The organism is Vibrio sp. Vb2960 (assembly GCF_033337665.1).
In the GTDB taxonomy this organism is placed as follows: domain Bacteria; phylum Pseudomonadota; class Gammaproteobacteria; order Enterobacterales; family Vibrionaceae; genus Vibrio; species Vibrio alginolyticus.
Genome location: NZ_JAWORD010000017.1, coordinates 1 through 20,970 on the forward strand (window position 1 = coordinate 1; position 20,970 = coordinate 20,970).

Annotated in this window: 17 protein-coding genes and 2 pseudogenes; 11 read left to right on the forward strand and 8 right to left on the reverse strand. The window is 43.7% G+C overall.

Features of this window, described 5'->3' with window-relative positions; all coding sequences use genetic code 11:
• A partial coding sequence (locus tag R7O03_RS15370; protein WP_318131822.1) for a hypothetical protein occupies window positions 1-405 on the reverse strand: 405 nt, incomplete at its 3' end.
• A gap of 600 nt (window positions 406-1,005) precedes the next feature.
• On the opposite strand from R7O03_RS15370, the gene tnpA reads away from it, so the two are divergent.
• From tnpA to R7O03_RS15390, 4 genes and pseudogenes are all read left to right on the forward strand, one after another.
• The gene (gene tnpA / locus R7O03_RS15375) at window positions 1,006-1,317 is read left to right on the forward strand and encodes an IS66 family insertion sequence element accessory protein TnpA (RefSeq protein WP_318131823.1); all 312 of its coding nucleotides are present in this window, start codon (window positions 1,006-1,008) and stop codon (window positions 1,315-1,317) included.
• Window positions 1,314-1,667 (forward strand): IS66 family insertion sequence element accessory protein TnpB, encoded by a 354-nt coding sequence (tnpB, locus tag R7O03_RS15380; protein WP_318131824.1) that lies wholly within the window; start codon window positions 1,314-1,316, stop codon window positions 1,665-1,667. Before tnpA ends, tnpB begins: the two co-directional genes overlap by 4 nt.
• Window positions 1,668-1,726: 59 nt before the next feature.
• A pseudogene (tnpC, locus tag R7O03_RS15385) lies at window positions 1,727-3,261 on the forward strand (IS66 family transposase).
• Window positions 3,262-3,609: 348 nt separating this feature from the next.
• Complete coding sequence (locus R7O03_RS15390; protein ID WP_318131825.1) at window positions 3,610-4,629, forward strand: hypothetical protein; 1,020 nt, start codon at window positions 3,610-3,612, stop codon at window positions 4,627-4,629.
• 123 nt (window positions 4,630-4,752) lie between these two features.
• Here the strand turns inward: R7O03_RS15390 and R7O03_RS15395 are convergent, their stop codons facing one another.
• Entirely contained in the window at window positions 4,753-5,559 is an 807-nt protein-coding gene (locus tag R7O03_RS15395) for a sulfite exporter TauE/SafE family protein (RefSeq protein ID WP_017635743.1), read from the reverse strand.
• Window positions 5,560-5,681: 122 nt separating this feature from the next.
• Between R7O03_RS15395 and R7O03_RS15400 the strand changes: the two genes are divergently transcribed.
• Window positions 5,682-6,476, forward strand: coding sequence for an AraC family transcriptional regulator (locus R7O03_RS15400; RefSeq protein ID WP_005389423.1), 795 nt, complete (start codon window positions 5,682-5,684; stop codon window positions 6,474-6,476).
• 329 nt (window positions 6,477-6,805) lie between these two features.
• Entirely contained in the window at window positions 6,806-8,056 is a 1,251-nt protein-coding gene (locus R7O03_RS15405) for a DEAD/DEAH box helicase (protein ID WP_213903698.1), read from the forward strand.
• Window positions 8,057-8,207: 151 nt separating this feature from the next.
• Here the strand turns inward: R7O03_RS15405 and R7O03_RS15410 are convergent, their stop codons facing one another.
• A complete protein-coding gene (locus tag R7O03_RS15410; RefSeq protein ID WP_005375544.1) occupies window positions 8,208-8,624 on the reverse strand; it encodes a VF530 family DNA-binding protein in 417 nt (138 codons plus the stop codon).
• A 418-nt stretch (window positions 8,625-9,042) separates the two neighbouring features.
• On the opposite strand from R7O03_RS15410, the gene R7O03_RS15415 reads away from it, so the two are divergent.
• A complete protein-coding gene (locus R7O03_RS15415; protein ID WP_005375642.1) occupies window positions 9,043-10,500 on the forward strand; it encodes a DUF3360 domain-containing protein in 1,458 nt (485 codons plus the stop codon).
• Window positions 10,501-10,631: 131 nt separating this feature from the next.
• Here R7O03_RS15415 and trpB read toward each other — a convergent pair whose 3' ends face one another.
• The 4 genes and pseudogenes from trpB to R7O03_RS15435 form a co-directional block, all read right to left on the reverse strand.
• Complete coding sequence (gene trpB, locus R7O03_RS15420) at window positions 10,632-11,855, reverse strand: tryptophan synthase subunit beta (RefSeq protein WP_005375643.1); 1,224 nt, start codon at window positions 11,853-11,855, stop codon at window positions 10,632-10,634.
• Window positions 11,856-12,255: 400 nt separating this feature from the next.
• Window positions 12,256-12,564, reverse strand: a pseudogene (locus tag R7O03_RS15425) (S1 RNA-binding domain-containing protein); the annotation flags it as partial.
• Window positions 12,565-12,923: 359 nt separating this feature from the next.
• Window positions 12,924-13,136, reverse strand: coding sequence for a cold-shock protein (locus tag R7O03_RS15430; RefSeq protein ID WP_005375644.1), 213 nt, complete (start codon window positions 13,134-13,136; stop codon window positions 12,924-12,926).
• Between the two features lie 306 nt (window positions 13,137-13,442).
• Window positions 13,443-13,691: a hypothetical protein gene (locus R7O03_RS15435; protein ID WP_005375646.1), complete on the reverse strand. Its 249-nt coding sequence runs from the start codon at window positions 13,689-13,691 to the stop codon at window positions 13,443-13,445.
• Between the two features lie 289 nt (window positions 13,692-13,980).
• Between R7O03_RS15435 and pcp the strand changes: the two genes are divergently transcribed.
• The 4 genes from pcp to R7O03_RS15455 all read left to right on the forward strand — a co-directional run bounded on the left by pcp (window position 13,981) and on the right by R7O03_RS15455 (window position 17,593).
• The gene (pcp, locus tag R7O03_RS15440) at window positions 13,981-14,619 is read left to right on the forward strand and encodes a pyroglutamyl-peptidase I (protein WP_025768981.1); all 639 of its coding nucleotides are present in this window, start codon (window positions 13,981-13,983) and stop codon (window positions 14,617-14,619) included.
• Between the two features lie 197 nt (window positions 14,620-14,816).
• Window positions 14,817-15,080 carry a hypothetical protein gene (locus R7O03_RS15445; protein ID WP_318131826.1) on the forward strand — a complete coding sequence of 88 codons (264 nt, stop codon included), beginning with the start codon at window positions 14,817-14,819 and terminating at the stop codon, window positions 15,078-15,080.
• 63 nt (window positions 15,081-15,143) lie between these two features.
• The gene (locus R7O03_RS15450; protein WP_213872395.1) at window positions 15,144-16,130 is read left to right on the forward strand and encodes a CobW family GTP-binding protein; all 987 of its coding nucleotides are present in this window, start codon (window positions 15,144-15,146) and stop codon (window positions 16,128-16,130) included.
• 170 nt (window positions 16,131-16,300) lie between these two features.
• Window positions 16,301-17,593 carry a DEAD/DEAH box helicase gene (locus R7O03_RS15455; RefSeq protein WP_005375652.1) on the forward strand — a complete coding sequence of 431 codons (1,293 nt, stop codon included), beginning with the start codon at window positions 16,301-16,303 and terminating at the stop codon, window positions 17,591-17,593.
• Between the two features lie 64 nt (window positions 17,594-17,657).
• Here R7O03_RS15455 and R7O03_RS15460 read toward each other — a convergent pair whose 3' ends face one another.
• Window positions 17,658-20,684 carry a DUF6701 domain-containing protein gene (locus R7O03_RS15460; protein ID WP_318131827.1) on the reverse strand — a complete coding sequence of 1,009 codons (3,027 nt, stop codon included), beginning with the start codon at window positions 20,682-20,684 and terminating at the stop codon, window positions 17,658-17,660.
• Window positions 20,685-20,970: the final 286 nt, after the last annotated feature.

Sequence of the window (20,970 nt, forward strand, 5' to 3'; positions counted from 1 at the left end):
ATTGATATTTTCAACTATATTATCTATATCACTTGGGATTGATGCCATACAACGTGGTCTGTTTGGGCGAGGCATTGAAACTTCATTGATATTATCATAAGTATTATATAACTCACTTGCGAGTGTATTTTTCCCATAAACAGCTTCAAGGTCTTTGTGCTTTTGAATGATAAATTCTAGAGTTTCTAATTGCTTTGGGTCTAACTGGTAAATTCTTTCAGCATTCCACTCTATAATTTTTTCTAGCCTTAGACGACTCATTGTTCCTTCAAAGGTGATACCATTTAACTCCTGCTGAGTAATGATCTCGTTAACTACATCCACCTCTTTAGCATTTAAAGAGAAAGGTAACGTACCTAAGAAATAACTAGCAAGTACCGTAGCCACTATTTTCTTTTTGTCCATTTACATTTGTTCCATTTAAAGTTAACTGACTATTTCTTTTATAAGTACATATTCAACCCAATAACCTAGCACCACAAAAACACACTGCGATCAATAGGTTAAAAGGCAAATGCAACACGCTTTTTACATGGCGATAACATGCGACGTCAAGAAAAATTATCCTTATTGTCATTTGACATAATATCTAAGCGCAATTTCAAGATATACATCTCAGATTTTTTTCTCAAAATGAACGTAAGTTACTAAATTATCATGCCTATTTATTTAATTTCGACACATAAAGTAATTTTAGTAATGTGGTGTTGCACAGCTTTGTTTATCAAACCAGCGAACCAAGTCATCACTCATTAGCTGCACAGCTAGTCCATCTAAATATTTTGGCTAATACCCAAGTCTAGTTACAAGACAACTAGCAATAAGCAATATAACTAAGCTTTAATCAATATTGGGTCATGAACACTTGGGATTAAGAAACAGTCAAGCAGAGCAACTTGTTACGCCGCCATTTAGCGACTTAAAAGTAAGCGCTCCATAAAACCCGCATTCTAATCGCCTAGCGCGAAGAATAAGATCAAGTCTCCAACCATGAGGAGATTTGAAATGGGAAAACGACACACTAATCAAGAATGGCAAACGCTCATCGAGCAATCTGAATCGAGTTCATTGTCAACGCTTGCATTTTGTAAGCTTAATGAACTCAATCCCTCGACGTTTTATGCTAAGCGCCAGCAACTCAAAAAAGCAGATGTCTCTCAAGGCTTTGTACGGGCAGAGGTCGTCGAAAAAACAACCAAGTATCAATCTACAGTGGCAACGGCTAACATGACTCTGCTCGTCAATGATGTTGAGCTGAGCATTCCTCAAGGCACGCCCGTTGCCTACCTGGCAGAACTCATTGGAGCGTTGTCATGAAACATATGCTCAGCGCACCAGAGATTTATCTGTATCGTGAGAGTGTCGATTTTAGAAAGTCCATCAATGGCCTCGCGGCGATTATCGAAAGTGACACCGATTTACCGTTGGGAAGCGGCGCACTGTTCCTGTTCACCAATAAACAGTGCGACAAAATCAAAGTGCTGTACTGGGATAAAACTGGCTTTGCGCTTTGGTATAAACGCCTTGAAAAAGCCAAGTATAAATGGCCTACAAAAGAGCAAAATGAAGTGTTTACCCTGACTCAATTCGAGCTTGATAGACTGCTTTCTGGCTTCACGATTATCGGCCATAAACCCGTTCAAATAAACGATTTCACAATGACTTAATCGATAATAAAGCCTTATCTACCAAGCGTGAATGGCATGATTTTAGTATAATAAATGCCATGAAAAAGACGCCAGATATCAACCCAGAAAGCCAAGATGTTGCCGAGCTACAAGCGATGGTGAAAGCGCTGATGGCGTCAGAAAACCAATGGAAACAAGAGCGTCAATCTCTGCTTGAGCAACTCAAACTTGCTTTCGACCGCCAGTTCGCAAAACGCTCGGAGGCGTTAAAGCCTTACGATGAATCTCAAGGTGACCTCTTCAACGAAGTGGAATGTGAAGCCGCTAAGGAAGAAGAGGTTGAGGTCACGACGACCACAACGAAGAAGCGTGGTAAACGCAAGCCACTTCCAAAGACTTTGCCTCGTGAGGTTATCGAACTTGATTTAGACGACCATGAAAAACAGTATGCATGCTGCCAACATAGTCTGCATAAAATCGGTGAAGACCGCAGTGAGAAACTTGAGTTCTCACCAGCCGTGCTCAAAGTGCTGGAATATGTTCGTCCTAAATATGCTTGTCGTCAGTGCGAGCAAACTGAAGACAACAGCCGTATCGTTCAAAAGCCAGTGCCCCAGAGCATCATCTCTAAAAGCTTTGCCACAGAAAGCTTGCTGGCCAACATCATCCTTGGTAAATATCAATACGCAATGCCACTGTACCGCCAAGAGTCGCTGTTTACTCAGTCGGGTATTGAGCTATCGCGAACTACCATGGCAAGGTGGGTTATCCAAGTCAGTGAGAAGTTCAAACCCCTCTATGCCGCCTTAAAAGAGCATCTACTTCAACAAGCGGTGGTTCAGGCAGATGAAACGCCGCTCAATGTCCTCAAAGAAGATAAACAGTGTTATATGTGGCTCTACTGCTCGGACGCAGACTCGCCCGACGCTGCACTGCCGAATGTAAAGAATATCGCCTTGTACGACTATCAAAACAGTCGCGCGAGGGCATGCCCTGTTGCCTTCTTGGGGGATTACAGTGGTTATATGCAAACCGATGGCTATGGTGCCTATGATGGTCTTCATCACGTAACCAATGTGGGTTGCTTGGCGCATGCACGGCGTAAGTTCATGGATGCTAAGAAGCTTCAAGGTAAAGGTAAGTCAGGCAAAGCAGATAAAGCGCTGGCCAAAATCCAGAAGCTCTATGGGATAGAATCGCGCTTACGCGCTTAAAAGGTGCGACGGTCGAAACACGAAAAGCAGAACGTCAACTGCATGCCAAGCCGATACTGGATGAGCTGTACGAATGGATGACGACTCAACAAGTGATAAGTTCTAGTCCATTAGGTAAAGCGATTAAGTACACGCTCGGCCAATAGCCGAAACTTATCCGCTATATCGATGACGGTCATTTATCTATCGATAATAATCGTGCTGAACGCGCAATTAAACCGCTGGTCATTGGCAGAAAAAATTGGCTCTTCTCGAACACACCAAATGGTGCTGATGCGAGCGCGATGCTTTACAGCATCGTCGAGACTGCAAAAGCCAACGGCCTTATCCTCTACGACTACATGGTCAAGTGCATGAAAGAGCTCGCGAAAGCTGAGCCTAATATCGATGCGCTCCTACCTTGGAGCTTCAAACATTAACAACATCACCCCGTGGGTTCATGGGGCGCATACATTAGAGGTATTTAACTTAACAGGTTTAACGAACACGTGTCTAAACCAATCTTTTTGCTAGTGCGATGTTACTCATTGCACTAGCTCTTCTCCACAACTTTGCAATACCTGTGATTATTCATATTTTGCTAATTTAGCAAAGGCACTGACAAATAAATGTCCAAAAGCTTGCTGGCGCAGTTCACAGACACTTGCTTTGGGTTACTCGACTCCGAGTAACTTTATTGCTATGTTTCGCAAAATATATGGAGAATCTCCTGCGCGTTATTTTTCCAGATGCCGTGCAGAGTAATGTATTGATCGGCTGGGGTAAAAATGAAAACCAAAATAATAATGTCGTTTCTACTCGCTTCATTGTGTGTCAGTGTCAGCGCCAGTACGAATGAGCCGAAATACCATTCTGCGCTAACAATCAAAACGGGATTCAGTGAAGACAGAGATAAGCCAGTAGAAGTCTATTATTGGTATCCCACAACGAACGAAAAAAACAATTTCACGTTTGGTAGGGGGAACATTTTTAAATCAGTCGAAACGCAGTTAGATGCCCCTTTAGCAAGTGGAAAATTTCCCGTTGTGCTTTTGTCGCAGGGCGGAACACGGTCAGCGTTTTCCCACAGTGGTTGGATAGCCTCGAGCCTGGCGCAACAAGGTTATGTCGTTGTGGTACCAAAGCCTCCTGCACCGAACGAAATCAATGCAGAAATGGCTGTTGATGAAATCACATTCAGAACCAGTGATTTGATGCTTGGGCTGAACGAATTAAGTTCAGTCGGGATACTGTCCGGAGGCGTAGATACTGATGCAGTGCAGGGGGTCGGCTTTTTTCTGGGCGGCACATCTATGCTGATGCTCTCCGGAGCGCAAATAAGCCCGGAGAAATATCGAACATCGTGTCACAACGCCACCAATGTAGACTGTCATTGGTTACGTGAAAATAACGTTGATATTACCAGCATCCCGGATCAAAAATTCCCCCGATTTCAGTCTGAAAACAAACTGAAATCGGTCGTCGTTATCAACCCTGAGCTAACGAAAACTTTTGTCCCTGAAACTCTGGCCTTGATGAACAATGCTATCACCGTGGTGACGCTTTCTGATCGGCTACATCCCGCACTGACACCAGCCGAATCACTTGTTGATCTTCCCAATGTGACGTTTCAAGAGATTCCTAGTGCGAGTCAGTTTAGTGCGTTCGCAGAATGTACTGAGCGTGGCATTAAAATTCTCGCATCAGAAGGGGAGGAAGCACTTTGCCAGGAGCGTGACGAGGTTTCCAGAAAGGACAATCATCAGCACATTTTGGATGTAATTCTGGCCAGGTTAACAAAGCCATAAGAGTGCAACAATGAGGAGCTTTCTTACACATTGTGTGCTTGGACCAGCAAAGCGAGAAGTAAGTTTTTGCAGGCTTATCCTTTCACCATAGTGCAAGGCCTACTAGTGACCGTGTTATTTGCTCTAACTAAGTACTTGTACCAACATTTTGAAACTTAGAAGAACACACAAAATACCAACGATTTTCTTAAGAACTTTATTTGGGAAATACTCTGCACAACGCACGCCGAGGCTAGTAGTTAAGTAGCTACTAATGGAGAAGCTGAGCATTGCAGGAAGGTATATGTATCCTAATACTAAGTTGTTCCAATCTGTGTTTCCCCATCCGTTTAACATGTAACCGAGGCTTCCTGACAGCGCGATAGGGAAACCTATCGCAGCAGAGGTACCAATAGCACGTTTTACCTCAAAATTTTGCTGGACAAGATAGGGGATGATCAACCCCGCACCGCTTATAGAGACAAGTGCTGATACAGAGCCAATCACCGAGCCTACAGTGATATTACCGATAGCCCCATGTGGGTTCGGATTGTACTCATTTTCAGTGTTGAGAAACATCTTATAAGCAACATACAACATGAATACGCTGAAAAAGCCTGCCAGATAGACTCCTTGTAGATACGATGCTACGAATGTGGCGCAAAATGTTCCGACTAGAACTCCGCTCAACATTTTTCCTACCATTGTCGAGTCTACATTCTCTTTTTTGTAGTGAGCGCGCATGCTGCCCAATGTTGTAATAATCATCGAAGCCATTGATGTCCCTAACGCAAGATGCACTACTTCCGTATCAGCTATTCCCTGTAGTGAAAATAGAAACGCAAAAATAGGGACGGCCATTCCACCACCACCCACACCAACGAGTCCAGCGAGAAAGCCAATGCCCAAGCCTGCTGTAATGTAATAGATAATAAAGATAGGTTCGTTCATGATGGTTCTGCCTTCGATAAAATGATCGTTGCTAAAATGTTACTCGAACGCTAACTTGCTATGGTAACGTTAAGAGGACAGAAAATAATGAATAATGGCCAAAATGGAATTGAGTAAATAAAGTGACAAACTCTGATTACAGCGAATGGAAAAATGGCGCCGCACTGATCGCTAAGGAGTGGCAGCATGAAAGGAGCGACTTCAACCATTTGGATCAACGGCCACATAATTGGCACAGTCATCATCGAGGCCAGTTACTGTGTATAGATGAAGGGCTAATACAGGTAAAAACCGATGAAGGAACGTGGATACTACCACCTCACCGAGCTGGTTGGATTCCCCCGGGTGCGATGCACAGTGTTTATTTTTGTGGTTCTCTGAAAGGTCGTTCATTACTGTTTACTCCAGAGAGTTGTGAGCGGTTTCCAATGAGACCTTGTGTTATCCAAATGAGCGATGTGTTGAAAGCCCTATCGGTTAGAGCATCGATATGGAGCAAAACAGACGATCTATCCATACAGTCTTTACGTATTCTCGCCGTAATATCCGATGAAATCGTCAATAGCCCTCATGAGTCACTCCACATCCCACTGCCCAGAGATCCGAGACTGCAAAAAGTTACTCAAGCAATTTTAATAGACCCAAACAGCAAGCATTCTGTAGAGCATTGGGCCAATATTGGGGCAGTCTCATCTCGGACGTTAAGACGATTGATTCGAAGTGAGTTAAACATGAGTTTTAGTGAATGGCGGCAACAAGTACTGCTAATACATTCATTAGAAATGATAGCTCGAGGGGAATCGGTGGGAGATATTGCACATGCTTTAGGTTATTCGACGCCCAGTAACTTTATTGCGATGTTTCGTCGGGTCTATGGCGATTCACCCACGCGTTACTTTTCGAGTCGTGGCATATAGTTGCCAAGAGCTTACCTAAATTAGGTTCGTTTTTATGTACTGAGGTTTACATTCATTTACTCACGCAACATAAGCAAGTGCTTCTAGCTTCTTTCTGCCCGAATGAGCTGAAATCAATTTCGAAGTGGATAATAGATTCGTCGCGAACGCTACCATCTTGGTCGTAGAGTATTGGTTACGGAAACCATTAACTCATGTTAGTGAAAGGAAATTCCTGAACCCTATAGTGCTTCTTTCACCAATCTTCTGTTTGGGCCATTATTTCTAACATCCAGACGCGAAATAGCATAAGATACACGGCCTTTACTAGCACTGAGCCACTCATCGTAATGACAGATAAAACACAGCAAGCGACATTTGCCGATCTTGGCCTGATTCCAACATTAGTCGAGCGACTAGAAGCGTTGGAATACAGCCAACCGACGCCCATTCAATCCCGTTCTATTCCTGATATCCTTGAAGGGAAAGATATTATTGGTGGTGCCAATACGGGGTCTGGTAAAACCGCTGCTTTTTCGCTGCCAATCTTGCAAAAAATTGTTCAGCAAGACGAATCAAACAATCGCCGTGGCAACTTCGTTTCCCACCTGATTTTAGTACCAACTCGTGAGTTGGCATCACAGGTGGCATATAACGTCAAATCTTACTCATACCATCTCAGAGATAAGATCAAAACGGTTGCCGTATTTGGTGGTGTATCGGTGAACCCACAAATGCTGGCGCTTCGTGGTGGCTGTGACATCATTGTTGCAACGCCGGGTCGATTACTTGATCTGGTATCCAGTAACGCGATTAAGTTGGACCAAGTAAAAACGCTTGTTCTTGACGAAGCCGACCGAATGTTGAGCCTCGGATTTACCGAAGAACTGAATAAGATTCTTGCGTTACTACCAGAGAAGAAACAGACGCTGTTATTTTCTGCTACTTTCCCTGATAAAGTCACGACGCTGGCTCAGCAGTTGCTCCGCGACCCTGTTGAAGTTCAGTTGCAGAGCGCAGAAGCCAGCACTTTGGTGCAGCGCGTGTTTAGTGTAAATAAAGGTGAGAAGACGGCGGTACTCGCGCACTTAATCAAACAGCATCAGTGGCGACAGACTTTGATTTTTGTGAATGCTAAGAATGCCTGTAACCATTTAGCTCAAAAGCTGTCAAAACGCGGTATTACCGCTGAAGTTTTCCATGGTGATAAAGGGCAGGGCGCTCGTACTCGTGTCCTTGACGGTTTTAAGTCTGGCGAGATTCAAGTTCTTATTGCCACCGATATCGCAGCACGCGGCCTTGATATTGAAAAACTTCCAGTGGTGATTAACTTCGATCTTCCGCGTAGCCCTGCTGATTATATGCATCGAATCGGTCGTAGTGGTCGTGCTGGTGAAGTAGGTTTAGGATTATCTCTTATCGATTACGACGACTACCACCATTTCAAAGTGATAGAAAAGAAAAATAAGTTCCAACTTGAACGCGAGCACGTAGTCGGTTTTGAAGTGGAAGACGATCAGAGTGAAGCCTACTTTTTACCAATGAAGCCGCGAGCGAAGCCAGCAGGTACGGGTAAAAAGAAGAAAAAGCGTAATCAATAGAAAACGTAAACTACATGTGAGTTTACTTACGGGAGTTGCTGGAGAAAGGGAATGCTCACTAGCTTGAGTCTTCGCTTCTAGCCATTCCTTTAAAGAACAATAGAGCCCTGCTGGAGCTACCAGTAGGGCTCTATTGCTTTTCAAGATAGTGTTATTGGCGACGAGCAGGGCGTCCGCGAGGTGAACGCTTTTTAAATGCAGACGCTGCTTTAGCTTGTGACTTAAGAATAGAGTCAACGGTTAGCGGCATTGGCTCTTTAGGTTCAAGGCCATGAGGGAAGGTACGAGCTCTTGGTGGTAAGTTGTATTCTTCTTCGCTCGCGCGTGGCATACGCTTAAAGCGATAAAGGTAAAAGTTTTCTAATTTTTCTCTCGCCCATTCGGTTTTCTTTAAATACTTCACGCTACTTGCAATCGAAGGCTTAGTGTTAAAGCAATTAAAACGCATTGCTGTATCTAGAATGTCCCAGCCGTAAAAATCCACTAACTCTTGCAACATAGTCTCTAGCTTTAATCCGTGCAGTGGATTGTTCTGTTGCAGCTCGATTCTCTCTTCGTCAGTCATCATTTTTAAGGGCCTTACTCATTAAAGGGCGGAGTTTAACAAAGTATACAATGTAGAGATATCTATAGTTACTTTGCGATGGATGCGAGCACAGTGCTCTCTACCTTGAAAGTATAAATCGGAATTGGCCGCTCTACTTGGCTCTCTGCTCAAAAATGACTCTTAAAAGTTCAAGCGTTCCAGCTCGATGTTAAATTATTGTGTAATAAGTGAGATTTTTGTTGTTCTTTTACTAATGTCTAATATTCCTACCCATAGCAACACATGCTTAATAAGCTCAAAATCAAAATTGGTTCATGCCGCTTTCTTAGTATGGCCTAGAAGTTTGATGTGGGTGTTGTCTCGTATTGGTCGAAGGTCTGTCTACCAAGCGAAACTCTAGTTGACGTAGTTCAACGTTGAAACATAAAAGGATGACTCAATGTCTGACAAAAGTAAGACTTTTTACAGGGATGTGCGCAAAAAACCGCATGAATTTGAAAACCGAGAAGACTTTCTAAATCATGATTTAACCGTCATGAGCTTCCGTCGCTGGGGAATTCATTTGCCCTCACGTGATTACAGTATTGAAATCGAAGACTGGGTACCTGCATTAGCAGCAACTATTGGTAAGGTGGTGATGGTCACTGCCATGGTTTCCGCTTTTGCTGCTCAGTTTGGTTTATCTCCGGAATTCATTGCAGAAAACGTGCGTTACGAATTACTTATCGCTGGAGCCCTGTTCGTCATTCTGTTTTCTGCCATCCTAAACCCGAATGCAAACTTAGCGGGCACCCATGGCCCAATGATACCGCTGATTCCTATGATTGCAGCTGCAGGAGGACACCCTCTCGCGCTAGGTTTGATGGTATGTGTTTTTGGGTTAATTCTCGCCTTAACCAAAGGTGGCTCTAAACTCATGACTCTGACTGGTATCGGGGTTCGAGGAGGGTTGTTGATCTACCTTGGTGCCGTTGGGTTGCTCGGGCAAATTAATAAGACGGAAGCGTGGGCTGCAAGTACGGACCAAGGTTACATTTCGTTTGTGGTCATAGGCCTAACCGTTATGGTTTACGCTTACTTAGCCAAGATCAATAAACGTTGGCTCGCTATCCCATTGTGCTCTGCACTCGCGGGTATTGTTGCTTATTTGATGGGCGCTGAGTTTGCCTTTACCACGGAACCGGGCCTGCCTAATTTCAGTCCATTCTACTGGTGGGGGGAAGATACAGGCTGGCAGCTAGGCTGGCCAACCCTAGAGCACTTTATTGCCGTGACTCCATTTGCTCTACTGGCAGTCGCTATGTGGTCCCCTGATTATCTCGGCCATCGTGTGTTTCAAGAACTTAACTACCCAAAAGAAGCGAAAGGTGTACTCATGGATGTCGACGACACGATGGTCGGAGCATCTGTTCGTCAGGGGGTTGGTTCACTCTTAGGGGGCGGAAACCTAGCTTCTTCTTGGGGAACGTACATGATTCCTGCCGCAATTGCCAAGCGTCCTATTCCAGGTGGCGCTCTGTTGACGGGTTTCATGTGTATTGCGGCGGCGGTAATTGGCTACCCAATGGATCTAGCAATGTGGGAACCTGTTCTGCGCGTTGCTTTGATTGTGGGTGTATTCTTACCACTCCTTGAAGCCGGTATGCAGATGATCCATAAGCATAAAGATTCACTCAGTGCAGGTATCTGTATTTTTGCCTGTGCATTCGTTAATCCAGTCTTCGGTTGGGCAATCACGATGCTGTTGGATAACCTCGGGCTTATCGGCGACCATGAGCGTGCTAACGAACTATCGCGCAAAGATAAATATCTGATTCCTGGCACTGCGTTTATCGTTTGTGCAGGCTCCCTTGCTATTGTTGGTCAGCTTCCAGGCATTCCAGCTCTTATCGGTTAATCGAATTATGCTCTAAAGGTATAGTGAGAGCAGTGAGTAAAGGGACTTGCTTCTTAAAATAGTAGACAAAAACAAAAAGCTACCTAGTACCAGGTAGCTTTTTGCATGTAGGGTTAGGCTACGGAGTTAGGCTATATGAGTGATTCAATGCCGTATTTTGCGCCGTAGTGTTCAACGACAAAATCAATGTCTTTGTCACCACGGCCTGATAAGTTGATCAAAATCGAGCCGGTTTCTCCTTGCTGTGCGAGTTTAATTGCGTAAGCGACAGCGTGTGAGGATTCAATAGCAGGGATTATTCCCTCTTCACGAGACAGCTCAAAGAAGGCATCAATCGCTTCGTCATCACTGATTGAGCCGTAATTGACACGGCCAATGTCTTTTAAGTAACTATGCTGAGGCCCAACCGATGGGTAATCCAAGCCACTTGCTACAGAGTACACTTCCTGAGGTTCGCCTTGCGCATCTTTAAGCATGTAAGACTTAAATCCGTGCATGATACCTGGCTCACCGAGTGTGAGTGTTGCAGCATGCTCGCCAACCTTTTGCAAAGAGCGGCCCGCAGGTTCAACGCCGTGAATGGCGACTTGTTCATCCTCTAAGAAAGCAGTAAATAGCCCCATCGCGTTAGAACCACCTCCAACGCATGCGACGAGATTATTGGGTAACTTACCGGTCATTTCTTTGAATTGAACTCGTGCTTCGTTACCGATAATTGATTGGAAATCTCTCACCATTTTAGGGAATGGGTGAGGGCCAACGACAGAGCCTATCGCATAAAGTTGTGTATCAGGATCTTTCAGATAAGCTTCGAATGCAGAATCTACCGCTTCTTTGAGGGTTTTGCGCCCATGAGTGGCAGGAATGACATTAGCACCAAGGATTCTCATGCGGACGACATTCGGATGTTCTTTGGCGATATCAACTTCACCCATGTAAATGTCGCATTTCAAGCCAACCAATGCCGCGGCTGTAGCAAGCGCAACACCGTGTTGTCCTGCGCCAGTTTCTGCAATTAGTTTCTTCTTACCCATCTTTTTAGCGAGAATGGCTTCTCCTAAGCAGTGGTTAATTTTATGTGCGCCAGTATGGTTTAAGTCTTCGCGCTTTAGGTAGATGTCTGCTCCGTATTTTTTAGACAAGTTTTCCGCATGGAAGATTGGGCTAGGTCGTCCAACAAAGTGCTTATACAGACGAGCGAGTTCCGCTTTAAATTCAGGATCTTTGCTGCATTCCTCATAAGCTGCGTTGATGTCATGCATGATTTGTTCAAGCTCAGGTGGAACAAAGCTACCACCGTATTCACCAAAGTATCCTTCTTCGTTGGGCATAGTGAGATCAAACGAGTTTTTCATTATTTACATCCTAGTTAACGAAAGTATTGCTACTTTTATACCCAAAATTTGGAAGAGGTTGTGTGATCAGTTGCTTAAATAACAATTGTCGATCTAGTGAACTAGTTAAAAAGTACAGCTTGGGTAGGGGATAATAGTTGTGATGTAGAATCAGGTGGTTTGAATAGGTGCAAAAAAGCCTCGAGAGATCCTAGGCTGTCATAAGAACCTCTCGAGGCAAACAGAGTGCTGGAAATACACTCTGCGATGGTGTCTGGAAACAAAAATTAGATTCGTTTCCTTTGTCAGATATTAGGGTTTTAGAATGAGTCGATGTCAGCGAAATGTCACAAGTTAATTGCGGTATTAAAAGCTTATTTTTTATTTTTGATTAATGGATTAGAAAGTAATCTAAAACAGGCTAACCTACCGCGTGTTCCGCATCTTTTAAGTTGAACATGAGCTTTCTTTGTTTCGAATCGGCGTATTTAAACAACACGTGCACTTTAGCTCCTAGAGTAAACGTGGTGCTCTGGCTGGAAATTTTTTGTTTGACTGCATCAAATTCGAATTCACCATTTTGGAAACTTGATAAAGGAATGAGACCTTCGATTCGGTTTTCCTCTAACTCAACAAATGCTCCGAAGTGTGTGAATCCAGACGCTGTCCCTATGAAGTGTTGTCCGATAAATGGCTTCATGTAATGACATTTCAGTGTTGACTCAACCTCTCAGCTAGGGATTATATGCTCGTAGTTATTAGAATTTATTGATTGAGCAGATATATTTAATTTCATTTTTTCTCTTATATTCGCCAATCGCTTTTATTTTATAAACTTTATTTTTATGAGCAAAGCATGAGGCGAAGTGATTCAGATATGAATGAGATTAATTTAATTCCAAACTGGAATTGCAAGGTAGGTTGTGTGATTACCTAAAGATGTATACCAAAGTGACTTTATTGAAAGTGATTAATGATGGTGTGGGAGAGGTAAGTGATTTGGCTATATAAACTTAGATAGAGAATAGTAAGGGCAGTAACAAGTGGAAGGGGGTTGTGGCACCAACAACATTGATGCCACACAAAGAATTACAGTGCAGTTACTTCAGCTGCTTGTAAACCTTTGTTACCTTGTTCAACAACGAACGATACTTTTTGGCCTTCAGTAAGAGTTTTGAAGCCTTCAGAAACAATAGAACGGAAGTGAACGAATACGTCATCACCGCCATTGTCTTGAGAAATAAAACCAAAACCTTTAGTTTCGTTGAACCATTTTACTGAACCAGTTAATTTATTAGACATAGATACCTCTATATTTGATTGTTTTAAATATTGAATTTTTAGCTAATATCAAGTGCTACTATATGATTTTAGAGATAACTATTTTGTCGCAGGAACGTAAACGAGGAATTCGATGTGGAACTGAGAGAAACTTTGATCTTTAATTACATTAATAGCTCTTTCCGTAAGAGCTGATGTGCAGTATACCGACAAAATTAATAAAGGCTAGCCTTTTCTTTTTTATTTTTTGAGTACACCAAGCGCATTGCTTTCAAAGCATACGCTTGGTGTATAAGACGGCGTGATGTTATAGGTGGCGTCGAGCGCTTAGTGTTTTCTGGTTGGGCCGTTACGAACGATGTCTTTACCATTGTCATATACGTGCTGCGAAACCCAGCGACCGAGGAGCAATTGGTGCTTTTCTCCTAATACGGCAACAAATGGACGGCCATCGGTATTAGAGGTGGCTAGCGCAACGCCAGTGACACCTTCAAGACCCAGAGCGCCGCTTTCTACTAAATGCAGAAATGCCTCTAACTCTTCAATCGTTTCGATTACATGGTTATCAATATTCATTGTATTCAATCTCTTCGAATTGCATTGCGGTCGCGTACTCTACCTAAGTTAAGCGTGGAAACCAAGCTTCTACGTGCGTCATGTAATGAGAGAACCTTGCCCTGCCACTAATCATCAATAAGTTAGTCTCGATAGTCCGGAACTTGCCTAGATTCAATGGGGCAGAAAACACTCTCTGGTTAGACATGAGTCACATAATGTTGTCTGGTTTATCTCATCAATACTTTTGCTATTGGATGGGGTGAAGGGGAGTGCAATAATTTGTAAAACTCTTTTCCTAAAGGCTGTTATGAAGAAAGTCCTGATTACCGGTTTTGAACCTTTTGGTGGTGACGCCATTAACCCCGCCTTAGAAGCGGTCAAGCAATTAGAGGCTGCGGCCATAAAAGGCGGTGTGATAGTTACTTGCCCAGTCCCCGTAGTTCGATATGACTCGGTGAAAGTCGTTATTGAAGCAATAGAAGCGCACCAGCCAGACTGTGTAATTACTGTAGGGCAAGCGGCCGGGCGTAGCGCGATAACCCCAGAACGTGTCGCAATTAATGTCGATGATTTTCGTATTCCAGATAACGCTGGTCATCAACCGATTGATGAACCCGTGGTGGCTGATGGTCCTGATGCTTACTTCTCGACACTGCCGATAAAGCGTATTGTTCAAACGCTGCAAAAGCAGGGGATACCTAGCCAGATTTCCAACAGTGCCGGAACATTTGTATGTAACCACCTTTTTTATGGGATCCAACATTATCTAAAAGACAAACCTATTCGTCATGGGTTTGTTCATATCCCATTATTGCCAGAACAAGCAGTAGATGGCAGTCAGCCTTCCATGTCTCTGGAGATGATAGTCGAAGGGCTAAGGCTGGTGGCGCAAGTTTGTATTGCCAATGAAAACGACATATTGGTCAGCGGCGGGTCGATTTGCTAGTAAGTGCTTTACAGTCCACTAAGTGTCTGAAAGCTAGTAATAAGTTCATCGTTTGATGTTGTAATAAATGTTAGCTTTGTCAAATTTCACAAGTAGCGAAAGGAGTAGCATTGAACAGTCAGGTTGGATGTTGTTCAAACTGGCACTCCCCTAATACAGGAGGTATTAGGGGCTACCCTTACGAAAGGCGAGTTATCATGAAAAGCAACAAAAGTAAGTTTATCGCACTTATCTCTGTCGTTGTTTTCGCATTGGCTATCGCTGCGCTTAAATTCGAAAACACACTCGGAGTTCTTCCCATCGTAGTCGCTATTATCGCGTTTTTTACTTGCGTTATTTATACCAGTAGATACCTGTCTGATATGAAGCGTTCAGAGTTGATAAGTCAACCCAAACAAGCTCGAAAAATGTGTTCCAACGCATCACGCAATGAGCTTGATGAGCGCGATAAAAAGCGTTGAAGCGAGTCACATTCTCCGTATACTTTGCTGGAGCATTAATGCACTAACGTGTCGGAGATAAGCATGTCAAATCGAGTACCAACCAACATACTGACCGGATTTTTGGGTGTCGGTAAAACGACCACGATTTTAAATCTACTGAAGAACAAACCGGAAAACGAAAACTGGGCGGTTTTGGTCAATGAATTTGGTGAGATTGGCATCGACGGTGCATTGATGACCGACCAAGGTGCGCTGATTAAAGAAGTGCCGGGTGGCTGTATGTGTTGTACGGCGGGCGTGCCAATGTCGGTCGGTATTACCGCGTTACTGCGCCAAAAACCGGACCGTTTATTGATTGAGCCGACAGGCCTTGGTCATCCAAAACAGGTTATCGCGACGCTTACCTCACAGCAGTATGAACCTTACGTTGATCTAAAAGCGACGATCGCTCTGGTTGATCCGCGTAACTTAAGTGATGAAAAATATCTTTCTAACCAAAATTTCGTGGACCAGTTAGACAGCGCAGATGTGGTTATAGGCAGTAAGGTTGACCTTTGTACCAGTCACGACATTGATGTGTTTAATGACTGGGTGACGGACCAATCTCCCTCAAAAGTATTCAGTAAGCTTATTCATGATGGTGAGTTACCGATAGAAGTCTTGGATATCGAACGGGTTTACGGCAGCGCTTCTTCCCATATCGAGTCACATCATCATGACCATGCTCACCAAGAGCCTCAATTCCAGTTGCCGCCAGGTGAAGCCTTTGTGCGTAAAGAGAACAAAGGGCAAGGGTATTTTAGTTGCGGGTGGTTGTTTGGGGCAGAGTACACGTTTGATTTTGATAAACTCTTCTCAATGCTTTCGGACTTAACGGCTGAACGTGTTAAAGCAGTGGTCAATACGGATCAAGGTTGTTACGCGTTTAATGTTGCCAACAGAGTCGTGTCGGTGAATGAAATCAGCTTAGAAGGCTTTGAATCACGATTAGAAGTGATAGATTCTCAGCTGTTGCCATGGGATGAGCTTGAGCGAATTCTCCTTCAGTTATCTGGCATCAAACATTAAATCGCGCAAAGGTTAAACGAAAACGGTGAACCACTAATATATCTGTGCTCACCGTTTTTTCTTTTGTAGGATTTCAATGAGAAAAGTGAGATAAATCACTCAAATTCGGGTATAGTGCACGGCTAAATTTTTAAAGCTATTTTTAGTGGTTTGTTTAAGGAATACGCTCAATGTCATTTTCATCTCAAGGTTTTGCGCCAGAAGTGGTTAAAGCACTGGCAGAATGCGGTTATGAAAAGTTAACGCCAATTCAACAGAAGGCGATTCCAATGGCTCGCAAAGGCCATGATATTTTCGCTACAGCACAAACAGGTACTGGTAAAACGGCTGCGTTTTCTCTGCCTATGATTCAGCAGCTGCTAGACAGTAACCGTAGCGCTTCTCGTAAGACTGCTCGCGCACTTATCTTGGCTCCAACTCGTGAGCTTGCTGAACAAATTGCTGACAACATCAAAGCTTACACGAAGTACACGAACCTGTCGGTGGCTGCGATTTTCGGTGGCCGTAAAATGTCTTCTCAAGTAACGGCATTAGAAAACGGTGTAGATATCCTAGTGGCTACACCTGGTCGATTGGAAGAGCACATTGAACAAGGTAATGTCTCGGTCGCACACTTAGAGTTTTTAGTGTTTGATGAAGCAGACCGTATCTTGGATATGGGCTTTATTCATGCAGTTCGTAAGATCATGCTGGATGTGGATACAGACCCACAAATCATGATGTTTTCGGCAACGACTTCGAGCCAACTAAATCTGTTAGCAAAAGATATCCTGCGTAAGCCTAAGCGTATTGAAGTTGAGCGAGCGAATACGACAGCACAGACAGTTGCTCACGTGTTATATCCAGTTGATCAAGAGCGAAAAACGGAACTGCTTTCGGAGCTGATTGGTCGTAAGAACTGGAAACAAGTGTTGGTATTTGTGAACTACAAAGAGACCGCAAACGAAGTGGTAAAAGAGCTGAAACTTGATGGTATCAAAGCGGTGGTTTGTCATGGTGACCGTGCTCAAAGCGCTCGTCGTCGTGCGCTAGAAGAGTTTAAGTCCGGTAAAGCACGTGTCATGGTGGCTACCGATGTCGCTGCTCGAGGTCTAGATATTGAAGATTTACCTCACGTTGTGAACTATGACATGCCTTTCCTAGCGGAAGATTACGTTCACCGAATTGGTCGTACAGGCCGTGCAGGTAAACAAGGTCATGCCGTTTCATTTGTAAATCGAGATGAAGAACTCACGGTTGTTCAGGTTGAAAATCTAATCCAGCAGCGAATTCGCCGTATTGAGCTTGCTGGCTATGAACCAAAACAGCGTGAATCTTACATTGAAAAGCTGCACTCAAAACCAGCATTCAAGAATCGTCAAGGTCGTCGTAATAATCCGAACCAGTCGGCAACAGACCAAGGGTCGGCAGAGCGTCGTCTTGCTATGGTGAAGCGCCTGAAAGCGCGTCGTGGCGCAAAGTAAATTACACAGTCTGTGTGAAAAGAGCCCCTCAATTGAGGGGCTTTTTTTGTTTTGTCGTTTCGCGTTAATTTAGGCCAAGCATATTTGGCTCACCACGATAAATAATGCGATCGTTTCCTCGGTGAATACCAAACGTAACTGTAACAGGTGGATTTTCCTCTTCACTTGTCGTGTTATCCCAATCGTATTTCAGCCAAGGGATGCGATTACCTGAGCCGTCTAAATCCAGGTGGAATTGTATTTGCTCGCGTGCTGAGTCAATTTGGCTTGCAACGATATCGGTCATTCTGCCAATACTCATCGTTCCAACGCCAGAAAGCAGGGCGTTGTTTGCTGGCGCATGAGACCAAATTGGCGTGCTGAAGTAATATTCACCACTCGCCGTTGTTGAGCTGTCATCGAAGTTAGTCGTAAATCGACCGTTTTGCCAAGTTTCTACAGCAAGTGGCACTTTGATCACCATGCCTTGGTTGCCACCTACATCTTGAAAGTTCAAACGACCGAATCGAATGTCCGGTTGTTGAGTGAGCATTTCGCTGTTATCAAAGAAATTTACCTCATCAACGGCTTTAGTCGTGACTATACCTATTTTGCTGCTGTCACTGTTAGTCCCTTTATTAAATGGGCCATCAGGATATTGCTTATCTGTCGTGTTCTTTTTCCAGCATGGGCTATTGTTACAAGTCGCATTGGTCGAGGGCTTCTCTATAACAAACGTTCCAACACTCGCGCTACCCAGTAGTTTCCAGTCTACCTTCTTAGGCTTAGGCGGCAAAAACCGATCGGAGTATGAGCTTAGCTCGCCTAAATCGAAATGTTGTTGAAGGTTAGACGAAAAGTGGACGTAATTCTTCACGTTTTCCTTATTCGCATTGAGTGCGACAATATCGTAAGTGACTTTCTCAAAAGGTTGATTCATGTAAGCAAAAGTTTGGCCATGTGGGTAGTGCCATTCTTGGTCTTGCACTTGAAAATATTTTGGGTAAAAACGACCAACGTAACGATAGCCTTCGTTCACAGTCATACCTAGATATTTACTTTCTAGGTTTGCTTTTACTCTCAAGCTCCCGACTTCTTCCCAATATAATCCATTAAAGACGAATTGATCATTCTTGGCTGAATTATGCGCCTGAGCTAGCGAGTCACTACTTTTTAGCAATTTTGAGGTTTGGTTCGCTGTCTCTGATGGCGTATGTTGCTCACTCGACAAGACAACGGATGCTGCTGGAGCGTCATCAAGCGTAAAATTACGGGTGATAGAAGCATCACAATAGCGTGCTGATTCAACAGACCCACTCACAGAGCCGTCAGGTTGCCAAATGATTGGTTTCACCGTTAGAGAGAAAAGTTCTCCGGCAGCAAGAAACCCTTCTCCTTGTTCAGAGGTGCCAGAAGGCAAAGCACGTTGGTTGTCACAAATAGCGAGTGTCCATGGTCGCGAGTGCACATTAAATGTCCCTTTCACTTCCACTTTGCCTTCTTCTGGACATTCTTCAAATCCCTCACATTCAAAATGATCGGACAATGTCACTTCAAATATGCCGGACTCGTTCGTGATAAGACCATGTTCAGACAAGCCGTCTTTAAATTCCGCTGAATAGCTAAAGTTTCCTTCACTTCCTCCTAATGGTTGAACCAATGGATGAAAAATCTTAGGCGTACCATTGTAGTTGCTTGCCACTACAGGTTCGCCGGTGGAGGCACAAGCAAGCAATCGCGTATGCACGTTTTCTGGTTTACCTGCAATAACGCGTATTATATTTAAAGTTGCGCTTTTCGTCTTTGAGTAGGCCTCAAACATAAATGGCGTAAACATAAAGCTAACCGTTTGATGCTTGCTCGTGTCTTTCGCCATAGTGAAAGTTAGTGTGTAGTTGGTATCTAACGAGATCGTATCAATATTATTCGGAACCACTCGAACAACAAGTTCACCATTCTCGTCAGATATAAATTGGTTGGCTCCTAATGTCTGCTGACCTTTAACCACCTCTAAAGTGAACAAGTCAGGGTGTGATAGGACAGCACTGACTTCTGCGCTTACAACTTCTCCATTATTGGTTGTTGTTGCTGTAAATTGCGGAAGATCGTCGCCGCACATCAGTGCCATGTTGTCCGATGGTGTGACGCTGAGGTTTAAGTCGTTCTCCGATGGAGGCTGCATGCTGCAATTCGGAACATCTTGAGGGGTGATTGGACAGACTTGGGAAGAGTAGTGACAATCAGCCTCGCCCAATCCACAGTATTGCGTGTATTTGTTGTCTTGTGCTTTCGTTTGTGCACTTCCTGGCGTTTGTTGGATTTCACCACAAACTTGACTAGGCTGATTTGGAGCGTTGTTGAAGTTCAATGTTTGGAAGTATTTAATTGCTGCGGTGGAACTATAGAATGAGCCACTTAATGTAGCTGACGATCCTACAGATTCAGCCGTACCATAGATCGACATATCTTTTATAATCAGAGATTTGTGCGCAGAAACATCACCGACGACAAAATGGTCTTGTAAAGGATGGTTTGTTTTTAGGTGTAGTGTTTCGCCTTGTGATTCGACCTTACCACAGATGTTTGTATTAAATATATTGGTCGTGCTGTGAGTCAAAATGTCACCAATAATGGTGTTGTACTCACCATTAATATGAAGGGCCTCACCTGTTAGCTCTATATCCCCATCGATGAGAACGTTATGCAGCTTTGTTGGATAAGCCGATAGAAGATCACCATAGATAACAGTGTGCTTGTTTTGGTAATCGTCGAGGTTTGATGCTTTCTCATTGTTAACCGTTAATCCGGTAGCGAGGGCGTGTAGAGAGATACGTTTATTGGGTTCACCAATTGTATTATTCCCCTCTAACACAATTCCATAATCTGCTTTTAATGTTATCTCTTTTTCCGGTAATGAGGAGACAATTTTATCACCAGCGGGTAGGACTAGTTTCCCTGTACAGAGATAAGTCGTGCCATCGCTTTCGATACTAAAACTCTTGTGTGAGCAAAGTTGACCTAACTCAGATAGATCTTTTACGTCATAAGTGGTGGCGTGTGAGGTTAGCGGTAAAAAAAGAACCGCAGTGAAAATACTGCAAAGACGCATCATCAAATGTCCTAATGAGTGGAACAAGATGGCATCAAGCGAGCGTGAGCAAATGCTCACTGAAATTGGAATAGCTGCGGTACTTTTTTGTTCTGAAGCCGCTTAGTTATTGAACTTTGGTTATTTTTTATTTCGTATGTCATACCAAAGTTTAGCGGCCTTATTACAACGTAAGTGTCAGGTTAGTTCAAGAGGCAAGTGTGATGTGTGTCGATTTATATGTGTAACTATTTGTTAGTTAAGGATAATAAGTAAGCATGTTGGTTCAGAATCAGGAAGGACGCGATCC

Coding starts and splice junctions, on each gene's coding strand:
- tnpA (WP_318131823.1), top strand. CDS start 1,006: ATGGGAAAACGACACACTAATCAAGAATGGCAAACGCTCATCGAGCAA.
- tnpB (WP_318131824.1), top strand. CDS start 1,314: ATGAAACATATGCTCAGCGCACCAGAGATTTATCTGTATCGTGAGAGT.
- R7O03_RS15390 (WP_318131825.1), top strand. CDS start 3,610: ATGAAAACCAAAATAATAATGTCGTTTCTACTCGCTTCATTGTGTGTC.
- R7O03_RS15395 (WP_017635743.1), bottom strand. CDS start 5,559: ATGAACGAACCTATCTTTATTATCTATTACATTACAGCAGGCTTGGGC.
- R7O03_RS15405 (WP_213903698.1), top strand. CDS start 6,806: ATGACAGATAAAACACAGCAAGCGACATTTGCCGATCTTGGCCTGATT.
- R7O03_RS15410 (WP_005375544.1), bottom strand. CDS start 8,624: ATGATGACTGACGAAGAGAGAATCGAGCTGCAACAGAACAATCCACTG.
- R7O03_RS15415 (WP_005375642.1), top strand. CDS start 9,043: ATGTCTGACAAAAGTAAGACTTTTTACAGGGATGTGCGCAAAAAACCG.
- trpB (WP_005375643.1), bottom strand. CDS start 11,855: ATGAAAAACTCGTTTGATCTCACTATGCCCAACGAAGAAGGATACTTT.
- R7O03_RS15430 (WP_005375644.1), bottom strand. CDS start 13,136: ATGTCTAATAAATTAACTGGTTCAGTAAAATGGTTCAACGAAACTAAA.
- R7O03_RS15435 (WP_005375646.1), bottom strand. CDS start 13,691: ATGAATATTGATAACCATGTAATCGAAACGATTGAAGAGTTAGAGGCA.
- pcp (WP_025768981.1), top strand. CDS start 13,981: ATGAAGAAAGTCCTGATTACCGGTTTTGAACCTTTTGGTGGTGACGCC.
- R7O03_RS15445 (WP_318131826.1), top strand. CDS start 14,817: ATGAAAAGCAACAAAAGTAAGTTTATCGCACTTATCTCTGTCGTTGTT.
- R7O03_RS15450 (WP_213872395.1), top strand. CDS start 15,144: ATGTCAAATCGAGTACCAACCAACATACTGACCGGATTTTTGGGTGTC.
- R7O03_RS15455 (WP_005375652.1), top strand. CDS start 16,301: ATGTCATTTTCATCTCAAGGTTTTGCGCCAGAAGTGGTTAAAGCACTG.
- R7O03_RS15460 (WP_318131827.1), bottom strand. CDS start 20,684: ATGATGCGTCTTTGCAGTATTTTCACTGCGGTTCTTTTTTTACCGCTA.